Annotated in this window: 12 protein-coding genes and 3 pseudogenes; 10 read left to right on the top strand and 5 right to left on the bottom strand. The window is 72.1% G+C overall.

Features of this window, described 5'->3' with window-relative positions:
- Positions 1–178: 178 nt before the first annotated feature.
- Positions 179–428, top strand: a pseudogene (locus AB0C03_RS02065) (IS1380 family transposase); the annotation flags it as partial.
- 147 nt (positions 429–575) lie between these two features.
- Here AB0C03_RS02065 and AB0C03_RS02060 read toward each other — a convergent pair.
- Positions 576–1,436 (bottom strand): universal stress protein, encoded by an 861-nt coding sequence (locus tag AB0C03_RS02060; RefSeq protein ID WP_030336064.1) that lies wholly within the window; start codon positions 1,434–1,436, stop codon positions 576–578.
- 148 nt (positions 1,437–1,584) lie between these two features.
- Here AB0C03_RS02060 and AB0C03_RS02055 point away from each other — a divergent pair, with 148 nt between their 5' ends.
- The 8 genes and pseudogenes from AB0C03_RS02055 (at position 1,585) to AB0C03_RS02025 (ending at position 7,964) form a co-directional block, all read left to right on the top strand.
- The gene (locus tag AB0C03_RS02055) at positions 1,585–1,821 is read left to right on the top strand and encodes an HTH domain-containing protein (RefSeq protein ID WP_030336062.1); all 237 of its coding nucleotides are present in this window, start codon (positions 1,585–1,587) and stop codon (positions 1,819–1,821) included.
- Positions 1,821–2,006 (top strand): annotated as a pseudogene (locus AB0C03_RS32275) (Clp protease N-terminal domain-containing protein); the annotation flags it as partial. The gene AB0C03_RS02055 and the pseudogene AB0C03_RS32275, both read left to right, overlap by 1 nt.
- A gap of 186 nt (positions 2,007–2,192) precedes the next feature.
- A pseudogene (locus AB0C03_RS32270) lies at positions 2,193–2,399 on the top strand (Clp protease N-terminal domain-containing protein); the annotation flags it as partial.
- Positions 2,400–2,492: 93 nt separating this feature from the next.
- Complete coding sequence (locus AB0C03_RS02045; protein WP_357633627.1) at positions 2,493–3,497, top strand: diacylglycerol/lipid kinase family protein; 1,005 nt, start codon at positions 2,493–2,495, stop codon at positions 3,495–3,497.
- The gene (locus AB0C03_RS02040; protein WP_030336058.1) at positions 3,490–4,491 is read left to right on the top strand and encodes a YihY/virulence factor BrkB family protein; all 1,002 of its coding nucleotides are present in this window, start codon (positions 3,490–3,492) and stop codon (positions 4,489–4,491) included. Before AB0C03_RS02045 ends, AB0C03_RS02040 begins: the two co-directional genes overlap by 8 nt.
- Positions 4,492–4,561: 70 nt before the next feature.
- Positions 4,562–6,052, top strand: coding sequence for a phosphatase PAP2 family protein (locus tag AB0C03_RS02035; protein ID WP_357633622.1), 1,491 nt, complete (start codon positions 4,562–4,564; stop codon positions 6,050–6,052).
- Between the two features lie 11 nt (positions 6,053–6,063).
- A complete protein-coding gene (locus tag AB0C03_RS02030) occupies positions 6,064–6,873 on the top strand; it encodes an endonuclease/exonuclease/phosphatase family protein (RefSeq protein ID WP_030336054.1) in 810 nt (269 codons plus the stop codon).
- A gap of 65 nt (positions 6,874–6,938) precedes the next feature.
- Complete coding sequence (locus AB0C03_RS02025) at positions 6,939–7,964, top strand: hypothetical protein (protein WP_156057855.1); 1,026 nt, start codon at positions 6,939–6,941, stop codon at positions 7,962–7,964.
- 11 nt (positions 7,965–7,975) lie between these two features.
- Here AB0C03_RS02025 and AB0C03_RS02020 read toward each other — a convergent pair whose 3' ends face one another.
- Genes AB0C03_RS02020 through AB0C03_RS02010 form a run of 3 tightly spaced genes read right to left on the bottom strand, consistent with a single transcriptional unit; the run spans position 7,976 to position 9,935 of the window.
- A complete protein-coding gene (locus tag AB0C03_RS02020; RefSeq protein ID WP_256443305.1) occupies positions 7,976–8,104 on the bottom strand; it encodes a hypothetical protein in 129 nt (42 codons plus the stop codon).
- Positions 8,101–8,976: an alpha/beta fold hydrolase gene (locus AB0C03_RS02015; protein WP_030336049.1), complete on the bottom strand. Its 876-nt coding sequence runs from the start codon at positions 8,974–8,976 to the stop codon at positions 8,101–8,103. Before AB0C03_RS02015 ends, AB0C03_RS02020 begins: the two co-directional genes overlap by 4 nt.
- The gene (locus tag AB0C03_RS02010; RefSeq protein ID WP_030336047.1) at positions 8,973–9,935 is read right to left on the bottom strand and encodes a TIGR03557 family F420-dependent LLM class oxidoreductase; all 963 of its coding nucleotides are present in this window, start codon (positions 9,933–9,935) and stop codon (positions 8,973–8,975) included. Before AB0C03_RS02010 ends, AB0C03_RS02015 begins: the two co-directional genes overlap by 4 nt.
- Positions 9,936–10,309: 374 nt before the next feature.
- Between AB0C03_RS02010 and AB0C03_RS02005 the strand changes: the two genes are divergently transcribed.
- On the top strand, positions 10,310–11,656 hold the full coding sequence (locus tag AB0C03_RS02005) for a cellulase family glycosylhydrolase (RefSeq protein ID WP_210866985.1): 1,347 nt from the start codon (positions 10,310–10,312) through the stop codon (positions 11,654–11,656).
- Positions 11,657–11,710: 54 nt separating this feature from the next.
- Here AB0C03_RS02005 and AB0C03_RS02000 read toward each other — a convergent pair whose 3' ends face one another.
- On the bottom strand, positions 11,711–12,031 hold the full coding sequence (locus tag AB0C03_RS02000) for a DMT family transporter (protein ID WP_030333555.1): 321 nt from the start codon (positions 12,029–12,031) through the stop codon (positions 11,711–11,713).
- Between the last annotated feature and the right edge of the window lie 423 nt (positions 12,032–12,454).

Here is a 12,454-nt window from a genome sequence, read left to right as displayed (position 1 = left end):
TCACACCTTGACCACAACCAAAAGCTGGGCCCCGGAACCGTCACCACGGCTCCGGGGCCCAGCCGGTTGAACGTCCCAGCCTCGGCCCTTCGTTGAGGGCTGTCCGGTGGGTGGGCCGGGAACGCGAAAGTGCCTTCTGATCTGGAACGATGGGACTTGTCGAGGGTCCTGATCGTCTGTCACGGAAGGCACTTCAGAGTGCAGAGTACCGGTACGCGTCCGAGGGTTGCAGTCTCTGGTGGCGGGCGCGGTTTGGTCGGTCATGCCGGCCCCGCCTGCTGGCCGACATCGCTGAAGTCACCGGGTTGAGCAGCGGTTTCGCTGACGCGCTGGCCGGGTTGCGGCAACGCCGGCCGGTGCATGAACCGGGTCGGGTCGTGGTGGATGTGGCGGTGATGCTCGCCGACGGCGGCGAAGCTCTGGGTGACGAGTTGGAACTCGGAGGGCGGAGGCGTGGCAGCCCCCGGCCGTCCCGTCGTCATCGACGGTGCGCCACAGCCGTGGGACGACGAAGGCTTCGCCCCAGGTCAGCCACCGTTGAGGCGCGGAGCCCTCGCGGCCGGCGACGCCCCGGGTCAGGGTTGCTTGCGCCGCGCCAGGCGAGTGGTGGGCCCGGTCAGCGGCTTCTTCGCCAGGCCGCGGACGACGACCACCGGGGCGGGGGAGTGGTAGAGCAGGGACTGGGCGACCGCGCCCAGCATGGCCCGGCCCGGTTCGTCGCCGCGGGCGGCGACCAGTGCCACCTGCGCGTGGCGGGAGGTGTCGATCAGCACCTCGGCGGGGTCGCCGCGTACCACGCGACACTCGGTCGGCACGGTGTTGTCGCGGCCGGTGTGCCGGGCCAGTGCCTCGGTGAGCTGCTCGGCGACAGCGTCGGTGTCCTCGTCGTACTCCACCACCCGCAGGGCCAGCAGTCGGGCGTCGCGGCGGGCCGCGCACTCCACGGCCCACTGCAGGGCGAGGTGCGAGCTGGGCGAGCCGTCCACCCCCACCAGCACCGGGCCCTGCGGTGGCGGCTCACGCCGGACCACCAACAGGGGGCAGCCGGCCCGGGCGGCCAACTGCACGGCGGTCGTCTCGGCCGGAACGCACTGACCGCTGCCCGCCATGCCGCTGTCGCCGACGGCCAGCAGGAAGGCAGCCTCCGAGCGGCGGATGAGGGTGGGCAGCATGGCACTCTCGACGATCTCCCCGCGTACGGTCAGCCCCGGCTCGGTCTGGTGGGCGAGCTGGGCGGCGCGGGCGATCAGCTTTTCGGCCTGGTCGCGGGGTGCGGCGACGGTGTCCGCGTCGAACGCCGCGCGCCAGTCGAAGGTGTTCAGCAGGTGCAGTGGCCGGCCGTGGTCGGAGGCCTCCTGCGCGGCCTGTTCGACGACCGGAAGGTCGAGTTCCGACCCGAGGCCGACCAGCACCGCTGCGTCGGCGGGTGCGGCCATCCGATATCACCTCCCGGGCGTCGCGCCCGGCACGACCAAGCTGTCCCCTGACCGAGGGTAGTCGGACGATCGCCCTGGCGGATCGGCTTCGGCCACCTCTCGTCAACCAGAGTTGACACGGCGAGTGCTGTCAACGTATGTTGACAGCATGAGTCAGGCGACAGAACTCGCGGCGGCAGCCGGCAGCACCGACCCCCGGGTCGGGCTGCGTGCCGTCCGCGCGCTACGCCGGCTGCTCGAGCGGCTCGAGGTGGTCCAGGTGGACAACGCCCGACGACAGGGCTGGTCCTGGCAGGAGATCGCCGACACGCTCGAGGTCAGCCGACAGGCAGTGCACAAGAAGCACGCCGGGCGACCGGCGGTCAACTCATCCTGGGAGGCGTGATGTTCGAACGGTTCACCGACCGGGCGCGCGACGTGGTGCGGCGGGCTCTGGAGGAGGCACGGGCCGAGGGTCAACGGCCGGTCGGCACCGAGCACCTGCTGCTCGCCCTGCTTGCCGACGACGCGGGCCTGGCCAGCAGGGTGCTCGCCGACGCCGGGGTGCGCGCCGACGACCTGCGCGAACGCATCCGCCGGCACACAGTGAGCGGCGGCGCCGGTCTGGGCGACGCGGACGCGGCGGCCCTGCGGGAGATCGGCATCGACCTGGCCGCGATCGTGGCCCGCATCGAGCAGTCGTTCGGCCCGGACGCACTACGGGAGGCGGTGCCGGCGCCGCGCCGCCGCTGGGGGCGAAAGCGCTACCTCGGCGGCCCGTTCTCGCCCCGCTCGAAGAAGGCGCTGGAGCTGTCCCTGCGGGAGGCCCTGCGCCTGCGCCACCGCCACATCGGCACCGAGCACATCCTGCTCGGGGTGCTGCGGGAGGGCGGCGGGCTGGGCGCGTTGGTGCTCACCGAGTCCGGGATCGACCTCGACGATCTGCGCCGGCGGGTGGAGGTCGCGCTGCGGGCGGCGGCCTGACGGGTGGAACCGTCTTGAAACCTGTCTGTGGCACTTCCGACGCCAGACGTTCGCCGGGTCGCTGAAGCCGTCCGGGTGCTGCACACTGACGCCGTGGATGCTGGACAGGACAGGCGGCCCGCGGGCGGCGACGGCGGGCTGCGCTCCGCCGTGGTGGTCAACCCGGTGAAGGTCGACGATCTCGACGAGCTGCGACGCACCGTCGACGACGCCCTGGCCGCGGCCGGTTGGCCCGCGCCGCAGTGGTACGAGACGACAGTCGACGACCCGGGTCGCGGTCAGACCGAGCAGGCCGTCAAGGCCGGCGTCGACCTCGTCTTCGCCTGCGGCGGTGACGGCACCGTGATGTCCTGTGTCAGCGCGCTCGTCGGCACCGACGTGGCCCTCGCCGTGCTGCCGCAGGGCACCGGCAACCTGCTCGCCGCCAACCTGGGGCTCTCCACCGACCTGGCCGCCGGGTTGGAGGTCGCTGTCGAACGCGGCCGACGGCTGCTCGACGTCGGCGCGGTCGAGGATCAGTACTTCACAGTGATGGCCGGCATGGGCTTCGACGCCCAGATGCTCGACGCCACCTCCGAGACCACCAAGGCCCGCATCGGCTGGCCGGCGTACGTGATGGGTGCCGCCCGTCACCTGCGGGACCGGCCGATGCGGGTGCAGATCCGCATCGACGACCGCCCGCCGCTGCGCCGCCGGGCCCGCTCGGTCCTGATCGCCAACGTCGGCCGCCTGCAGGGCGGGGTTCGCCTGCTCACCGAGGCCGAGCCGGACGACGGCTGGCTCGACGTCGCCGTGCTCACCCCGCGCAGCCTGCGGCACTGGCTCGCGCTCGGTTGGGCGGTGGTCCGTCGCAGCGGCCGGGTGCCACAGATGGAGGTGTTCCGGGGCCGGCGTGTGGTGGTCACCAGCAACCGGGCACAGCCCCGGGAGCTGGACGGCGACCTCATCACACCGGGCCGGCAACTGCACGCCGAGGTTCGCCCGCAGGCGCTCTGGCTCTGCGTCCCCCAGCCCGAGGACGCCCCCGACCTGGCCGTCGACGCGCAGGGCGCCGGAGAGCGGGGCGAGCAGCTGATCGAGGAAGCGCGTCGTGAGTAGCACCCGCATCGTGCCGGAGACCCGGCTGATGGCCGACGAGGAGCTGTCCGCCGACGACGCCTGGCACACGCTGCGTCGCGAGGGCGGCTGGCACCTGCTGCGGGACGCCTTCATCCGCTTCCGTTACGGCGACGGGTTCAGCCACTCCCGGGCCTTCGCGCTGCAGCTGTGCCTCGCCGTGGTGCCCTTCCTGATCGCCCTCACCGGCCTGATCAGCGAGCTGGGTGTCCAGGAGGGCGGCCAGGTTGTCGCCGACACCGTCCTGGCGGTCACCCCCGGCCAGAGCGCGCAGATGGTCGGCGAGCTGCTCGGCGAGGGCGAAAGGGTGGAGGACGCCGGGGAGCTGGCACTCACCCTCGGTCTGCTCACCGGCCTGTTCGCGCTGACCACCACGATGGCCCAGATCGAGCGGGGCGCCAACCGCATCTACGGGGTCGAACGGGACCGCCCGGCGCTGCGGAAATATGTCCGCGCCGCCGTGCTGGCCGTCACCGCCGGTCTGCCCGCGCTCGCCGGCTTCCTGATCCTGGTCGGCGGCGGCGCGATTGGCGACTCGGTACGGGAGCACTACGAGTGGGGTGAGGTCGCCAACGGCATCTGGAACGTGGTCCGCTTCCCGCTGAGCCTCGCGTTGACCGTCCTCGCCGTTGCCGTGCTGTTCCGGCAGGCGCCACGCCGCAACCAGCCCGGCCTCTCCTGGCTGTTCTTCGGCGCCGGGATCGCCACGGCCCTGTGGTGGCTGGCCAGCCTGCTGCTCGCCGCGTACGTGCGGTTCAGTGACGATTTCGGGCAGACCTACGGTGCGTTGACCGGCATGATGGCGCTGCTGCTCTGGGCGAACCTGACCGGGATGGCCCTCTTCGGTGGGCTGGCCTTCGCCGCCCAACTGGAGGCGCTGCGCATCGGTGTGCGGGAGCCCGCCCAACCGGACCTGTGGGAGCCCGACCCGGACCGCGCCGAGCTGTACGACACCGGGGACATGTCGGCCCTCTAGCGGCACCGGCGTGTACAACGGACGCGGATCGGGTAAAGCGCCTCGCCAGAGCCGACAAGGGAGGTGCGGGGTGACCGCGGTCAAAGAGGTGGCGCGCCGTCCGATCGGTCATTTCGCCGAACGGAGCATTGCCGGCCTGGTGGCCGTCACCGGTGCGGGCGTGGCCTTCGGGCTGCTGTTGTTGCTCGTCCGGGTGCGGTGGAGCCCACTGCAGGACGCCGACCACGCGCTCGCCGAGTGGTTCAACGGGCTCGTCGCCCCGCACCACGCGCTGGTCACCGTGCTCCAGGCGGTGACCGACCTGGGCGGCCGGCCGATCCTCATCTGGCTGGTCACCATCGCCGTGGTCGGGCTGCTGATCCGGCGGCAACCCCGGCTCGCCGTCTACCTGATCATCACGGGGGTCGGTGGCCTGATCCTCGACCCGTCGCTGAAGACGCTCGTCGGCCGGCTCCGTCCGGTGGTGGACGTGCCGATCGCCAGCGCGCCCGGCAACAGCTTCCCGAGCGGGCACGCGCTCGGCTCGTTCGTCGCGTACGGAGCGCTGCTGCTGGTGTTCCTGCCCGCGATGGCGCCCCGCTGGCGCAAGCCGGCCATCGTCGGCGTCGGTGTGCTGGTGGTGCTGGTCGGCCTGACCCGGATCGCGCTGGGCGTGCACTTCGTCTCCGACGTGCTGGGCGCCTGGCTGCTCGGGGCCGCCTGGCTGGGCGTCACCGCGTACGCCTTCCGGCTGTGGCGGCGCGAGCGCGGCCGGCCGGTGCCGCCGTTGACCGAGGGCCTGGAGCCGGAGGCGGGGCACGACATCGCCCCCGCTCCCGCCGAGGAACACGTGTTGGCCCATCCCCGCTCCGCGGTGGCCGAGCTGCTGGTCGGCTGGGTGATCGTGTTCGGGGCGCTGTACGCCTTCGGCACGTACGTCAGCTACCACGCCAAGGGCACCTTCTTCGACACCCTGGACACCGAGGTGCCGCAGTGGTTCGCCGAGCGGCACACCGAGGTGCTGACCGACGTCAGCTGGTGGTGGAGCAAGTTCGGTGACACCCACGCCATCCTGCTGATCTCGTTGGTGTTCTGCCCGCTGGTGCTGGCGGTGTGGCGGCGCTGGCGTCCGGTGCTCTTCGTGGCGCTGGCGATGGTGGGTGAGCTGACCCTCTTCCTGGCGTCGGCGCACGTCGTCGACCGGCCGCGTCCGCCGGTGGAGAACCTGGACGGGCAGATGCCCACCTCGTCGTTCCCGTCCGGGCACATCGCGGCCACGATCTGCGTCTGGCTGGCGATCACCCTCATCGTCTTCCCGCGTACCGACCGGTGGTGGCGGTGGCTCTTCGTGGCGCTGGCCGTGATCATGCCGGTCGGGGTGGCCACCTCCCGGATGTACCGGGGGATGCACCACCCGACCGACTTCATGGGCGCGATCCTGCTCTCCGCGCTCTGGATCGGGTTGCTCTACCTGGTGGTCCGCCCCAACGAGGACCTGAAGGAAGGCAACCAGCCGGCCATCGAGTCGGAGGACGTGGACACTCTCGACGACGAGCTGGCGCGGGCCGGCCGAGCCGACTAGGTGTCGCCGTCGTGCTGCGGGTGATGACCTGGAACATCCGCACCGGCGGTCGGGATCGCGGCGGCCCCGACCGGCTGGATCAGGTGGTCCAGGTCATCAACGAGCAGGCACCGGACGTGCTGGCCCTGCAGGAGCTGCGCGGCTTCGACCGGGACGGGTTGCTGGCCACCGTGGCGGGCCGGGTGGGGATGACGCCCCACCTGGCCCGGTCCTGCTTCGGGCAGCCGGTGGCGGTGCTGGTCCGGCCGCCGTACCGGGTCGTCGACGCCGGGTCGGTGCGCCGCCCGTTCCACCACGCCGCCGCCCGCGTCGTGGTGGCCACGTCCGCCGGCCCGTTCACCGTGCTCGGCACCCACCTCTACCCGTACTCGGGGGGTCGACGGCGGATGGAGGTCGACTGGTTGGTCGCGGCGATGCGCCGCAACGAGGGGCCGCTGGCGCTGGTCACCGGTGACCTCAACGCGCTCGACCCGACAGTCGACCACACCGCCCGGTTGGCCGGCATGCCCACGCTCTACCGGCGGCGGCACCTGCGTCGCTCCGGCGGTGCGGTGGACACCCGCGCGATCGCCCGGCTGCTCGCCGCCGGCCTCGTCGACCTCTGGCCGGCGGGCAACGTCGACGCACCGGAGGCCGACGGCCTCACCGTGCCCACCCGGCTGGGCGGGGCCGAGTTCGCCGGGATGCGGCTGGACTACCTGCTCGGCAGCACCGCTGTGGCGCAACGGCTGCACGACTGTCGGGTGGTCCGCGACGATGCGACGGCCACCGCCTCCGACCACTATCCGCTGCTCGCCACAGTGGAGCTGTCCGCCGGCTGACCGGCCGTCCGCCGCCTCGCGCGGCCCGCCCCCACGGTGTGGCGCGGGCCGATTACCGTGCCACCGTGACCGACCGCCACCCCCTTGGCCCGCCGCTGCCCGGTCCGTCGGTCGAGCACCGGGCCGCGCCGACGATGGCGCATCCGGCCGGCGACCCGCTGGTCTCGGCAACGGAGCAGCCGGCCGCCGTCGCGCTTCCGCTCGTCGCGGCCGTCGCGCGCGGTGTGGCGCTGGTCGTGGTGCTGCCCGTACGCCTGCTCTGGGAGCTGATCGCGGCTGCCGGCCGGCTGCTGCACCGGCTGTTCTGGCCCCCGCTGGCCTGGTGTGCCCGGCACCTGGTGTGGCTGCCGCTGGTCTGGGTGGGCCGTGGTCTGGCGTGGGTGGCCCGCACTGTGGTGTGGCTGCCGCTGGCCTGGTGTGCCCGGCACCTGGTGTGGTTGCCGCTGGTGTGGGTAGGGCGTGCGCTGGCGTGGGTGGCCCGCACTCTGGTGTGGTTGCCGCTGGTCTGGCTGGCGTCCGCACTCGCGTGGGTGGCCCGCACGGTGATCTGGATGCCGTTGGTCTGGTTGGCCCGTCGAGGGTTGCGTCCGCCACTGGTCGCGCTGGGGCGTGGTCTGGCGTGGCTCGCCGAGCGCCTGGTCCTGCGGCCGCTGAGCTGGTTGGGCGCGGCGCTCACCCCCGTCGGACGGCTGCTGCGGCGTGCCGTCGGCGCGCTCGACAGGGCGCTGAGTGCCGCGTTCGTCGGGCTCCTGCGCGGGCTCTGGTGGCTCGTCGCGGGGTCAGGTCGGCTGGTCGTCGCCGCGGTGCTCGGCGCGTGGCGGACGGCCGGCTGGCTGCTGCGACAGCTCTACCGTCTGGTGTTGCGCCCACTCGGGACAGGGCTGCGCTGGCTGTGGCGGCACACGGTGCGCCCGCTGCTGCGCAGCCTCCGGTGGGTCTGGTCGGTGACGGTCGTGCCGGTGGCGCGGGGCCTCAGGGCGGTGTGGCGGGCCACCGTCGTGCCGGTGGCCCGCTGGGTCCGCCATTCGGTGCTCGACCCGGCCCGGCTGGGCGCCCGGGAGGTGCTCACCGCCCTGGGCCTGCGCCGTTGAGGGGTGCGGCCTCAGAGCACCAGGTTCAGCAGGACGGTCAGCACCACCGATGCGACGATCGAGAAGAGGATCATCAGGAGGCAGCCGAGGCCACCGCCGAGCGGGCGGATCTCCGTGTTGCCGAAACGCATGATGGTCACCTGTCAGTGGATGTGGGTCGTGGGGCGAGCAGGTGGCGGATCGCGTCCGCGACCGCCGTCGGCGCGGTCGTGACCACGTTGTGCGCGGCACCGGGTACGACCACCACTGTCGCCGCCGGCACCAGTCGGGTGGCCTCGTCCCGCCACAGGTGCGGCACGACCGGGTCGCGATCGCCGGTGACGACGACAGTGGGCACGCCGACCCGGACGAGGTCGGCCTCGATGGCGTTACGCACCGAGTGCGACAGCGTCGCAAGGACCCGCCAGGGCCGGGCGTTCCAGACGTCCCGCACCAGGATCGGGGCCTGCAGCGGCGCCTCGTGCGGGATGTCCACCAGCCAACGACCGAACTGGGCCCGTCGGGACCGGGCCGCCGGGTCACTCGTCGGACCGGCCAGCACCAGCGCGCGTACCGCGTCGGGGTGGGTAGCGGCGAGCGCGGCGGCGACCTCCGCGCCGAACGAGTGCCCCAGCAGGCAGACCGGCGGCAACTGGTACGCGGCCAGCCAGGCGGCGAGATGCTCGGCGTGCCGGCGGACGTCGTACGCGCCCCGGGGGTGCGCGGAGAGCCCGAAGCCGGGCAGGTCCGGCACGTACACCTGATGGGTGCTGGAGAGCGCGACGGCCAGCGGGGTGAGATACCGGTGCGAGACCGCCAGGCCGTGCACGAGCACCACGGGCGGTGCCCCGTTCACCGGGTCGGCGCTGCGGCGGGTGTGGGTGCGCAGCCCGTCGACGAGCCGCCACTCGCTGGTCAGTCCGCCGGCCGGCCGGGGCGCTGCCATGGCGAGCCGCAAGTCGGCCGGCCCGAACCGGCCGACGGAGGTGCGGCGGGGCGACCCGGTCGGCCGGTCGACGACGTCTCGGTTCACAGCTCGCGCAACCGGGGCAGCAGTTGCTCCTGCGCCCAGTCCAGGAACATCGGCTGGGTCTCCCCGCCGACCTGGATGATCGCCACGTGGGTGAAGCCGGCGTCGACGAACTTGGCGAACGCCTCGACGTGCGCGTCCACGTCCGGACCGCAGGAGATGCCCTCGGCGACGTCCTCCTCGCGCACGAACTGGGTGGCGGCGGCGAAGGAGTCCGGGTTGGGCAGGTCGGCGTTGACCTTCCAACCCATCCCGAACCAGCGGAACTGGTCGTGCACGATCTTGCGGCACTCGGCCTCGTCGGGGCCGTAGCAGATGGCCACCTGGCCGTAGCGGGGCTGGCCGGCGCCCCCGGCGTCGTCGTACATCTCGATGATGTGGCGGTCGGGTTCGGTGGAGATGATGCCGTTGCCGTACTCGGCGGCAAGCGTCGCGGACTGTCGACCGGACGCGGCGACGGCCATCGGCACCGGCCGTTCCGGGCGGTCCCAGACGTAGGCGTCGGGCACGTCGAAGTGGTTGCCGGAGAAGGTCAGCGTCTCCCCGTTGAGCAACGGACGGATGATCTGCAACGCCTCCTCGAACATCTCGTGCCGCTGCTGGACGTGCGGCCAGCCGCCCACCACGTGCTCGTTCAGGTTCTCCCCGGCACCCAGGCCGAGGGTGAACCGGCCGTCCGAGAGCGCCCCGACCGTGCTGGCCTTCTGCGCGACCACGGCCGGGTGGTAGCGACGGATCGGGCAGGTCACGAACGACATCAGCTGCGCGCGGGAGGTGGCGTGGGCGACCGCGCCGAGCACCGACCAGGCGTACGGGGAGTGGCCCTGGGAGTCCAGCCAGGGGTAGTAGTGGTCGGAGACCACCAGTTGGTCGAAACCGGCCGCTTCCGCCCGCACCGCGTGGTCCACCAGCTGCTTGGGCCCGGCCTGCTCGCTCATCAGGGTGTAGCCGACGCTGACCATCCTGGTATCCCCTCTCACCGACGGATCGTTCCCGGGATACCCCGGTGCGCGCCGGTCAACCCTCTCGTCCGGTTCGACTGACCCGGTCCTTGACGGATCGCAGTCACCTGCCTACCGTCGCTCTTAACCGGTTAAGAGCCGGGTGTGGCGCACATCCTGTGGTGGGGATGACCGCCCCGTGACGGCCTGCGTCCGCGTGGGCCGTTGCGGCTGTCCGGGCATCGGATCCGCCAACTGAACCGGTTGCGATGACCATCCCATCGCCCTACGCTGATGCCTGCGCCGGGAGCCGGGCGCGGCTGCCGGGCTGCAGCCGCCTTCCCTGTCACGTCCCACCCCTGTCGGGCACCGGGGGTTCCTCCCTGAGGAAGGCCATGAAGACTCGACTCTCCGCCGCCGGCGCGACACTGCTCGCGTTGCTCGTCACCGTGCTGGCGTTCGGCCAGCCGGCGCACGCCGCAGCCGGTTTCTCCGTCGCTGGCGGCAAGTTGTACGACGCCAACGGCACCGAATTCATCATGCGCGGCGTCAACCACGCGCACACCTGGTACCCGCAGCAGACCAGCTCGTTCGCCGACGTCAAGGCGCTCGGCGCGAACACCGTACGGGTGGTGCTCTCCAGCGGCGACCGCTGGACCCGCAACACCAACGCCGACGTCGCCAACGTCATCTCACTCTGCAAGGCCAACAGGCTGATCTGCGTGCTGGAGGTGCACGACACCACCGGGTACGGCGAGCAGAGCGGCGCGATCACCCTGGCCCGCGCCGTCGACTACTGGCTCAGCCTCGCCGATGTCCTCTCCGGTCAGGAAAAGTACGTCATCGTCAACATCGGCAACGAGCCGTACGGCAACCAGAACTACGCCTCCTGGGCCACCGACAACGCCAATGCGATCAAGCGGCTGCGGGCCGGCGGACTGAACCACACGATCATGGTGGACGCGCCGAACTGGGGCCAGGACTGGTCGTTCACCATGCGCGACAACGCCGCGTCGGTCTTCGCCGCCGACCCGGCCCGTAACACGGTCTTCTCGATCCACATGTACGGCGTGTTCGACACCGCCGCGGAGATCAGCGATTACCTGGGCCGGTTCCGCAGCGCGGGACTGCCCATCGTGGTCGGTGAGTTCGGCTTCAACCACTCCGACGGGAACCCGGACGAGGACACCATCCTCGCGTACAGCCAGGCCAACGGGATCGGCTGGTTGGGCTGGTCGTGGAGCGGTAACGGCGGCGGTGTGGAGTATCTCGACCTGGCCACCAACTTCAACCCGGCGAGCCTGACCGACTGGGGTCAGCGCCTCTTCAACGGTGCCAACGGCATCCGGCAGACCGCCCGGGAGGCCAGCGTCTTCGGCGGCACCCCTCCGCCGACCACCCCGCCCCCGACGACGCCGCCGCCCACGACGCCGCCGCCGGCCGGTGGGTGCACGGCGACGTACACGGTGACCAACCAGTGGCAGGGCGGCTTCCAGGCTGAGGTACGGGTGACCGCCGGCGCGAGGGCGATCACCGGCTGGACCGCCGGGTGGACCTTCGCGAACGGCCAGAGCGTCACCCAGTCCTGGAACGTGGCCCTCACCAGCAGCGGCACCACCGTGACCGCCCGCAATGCCGAGTACAACGGGCGGCTGACCGCCGGGGCCAGTGCCAGCTTCGGCTTCCTCGGTAGTTGGACCGGCACCAACAGCGCGCCGACGCTGAGCTGCACGGCGAGCTGATCGTCGGACCGGTGGTCGGGTCCGCGTCGGTCCCGACCACCGGAACCGGTCCGGTCAGTGCTCCCCGGCCAGGTTCACGATGACCACTCCGGCGATGATCAGCGCGATGCCGGTGAGCTTGGCGAGCCCCACCGACTCACCCAGGAACACCGCCCCGATCGCCACGATGGCCGCGGTGCCCAGACCCGACCAGAGGGCGTACGCCACGCCCACCGGGATTTCCTTGACGGCCTGGGCGAGCAGGACGAAGGCCACCGCGTAACCGCCGAGGCAGGCCACCGTCGGCCACACGCGGGTGAACCCGGCGGTGCTCTTGATCAGGCTGGTCGCCAGCACCTCGGCGAGGATCGCGATCCCCAGCAGCACGTACGCCATGCGTCCCTTGGTCCTCCGTGGTCGACGAACCCATCGCTGCCCAGGCTAGTGCCGGCGACGTCCACGTCCGGCCGCCCCGTCGGCGTGACGCCCGCCCGTCCTGTCGGCGTGAAGTCCGGCCGCGCTTCGGTGTGAAGTCCGGCCGCGCTTCGGCGCGACAACCGGCCGCCCCGTCGGGGCGACGTCCGCGCGGCCCCCACATCTGCCACAGCACCCCTTTGGAGCTGATGCCGCAAACGAATCGGATGCGCTGGGCGCCCGACGCCGTCCCGGTGGATGAATCGTTTACGGCATCAGCTCCAAAGGCTGCCGCACCCCGCACCCGCTCCGCACCCGCTCCGCACCCGCTCCGCACCCGCTCCGCACCCGCTCCGCACCCGCTCCGCACCCGCTCCGCACCCGCTCCGCACCCGCTCCGCACCC

This window comes from Micromonospora parva, from assembly GCF_040649675.1.
Classification (GTDB): Bacteria; Actinomycetota; Actinomycetes; order Mycobacteriales; family Micromonosporaceae; genus Micromonospora; species Micromonospora parva.
The sequence above is the reverse complement of the archived record's forward strand: the minus strand, read 5'-3'. Positions and strand labels throughout refer to the sequence as shown.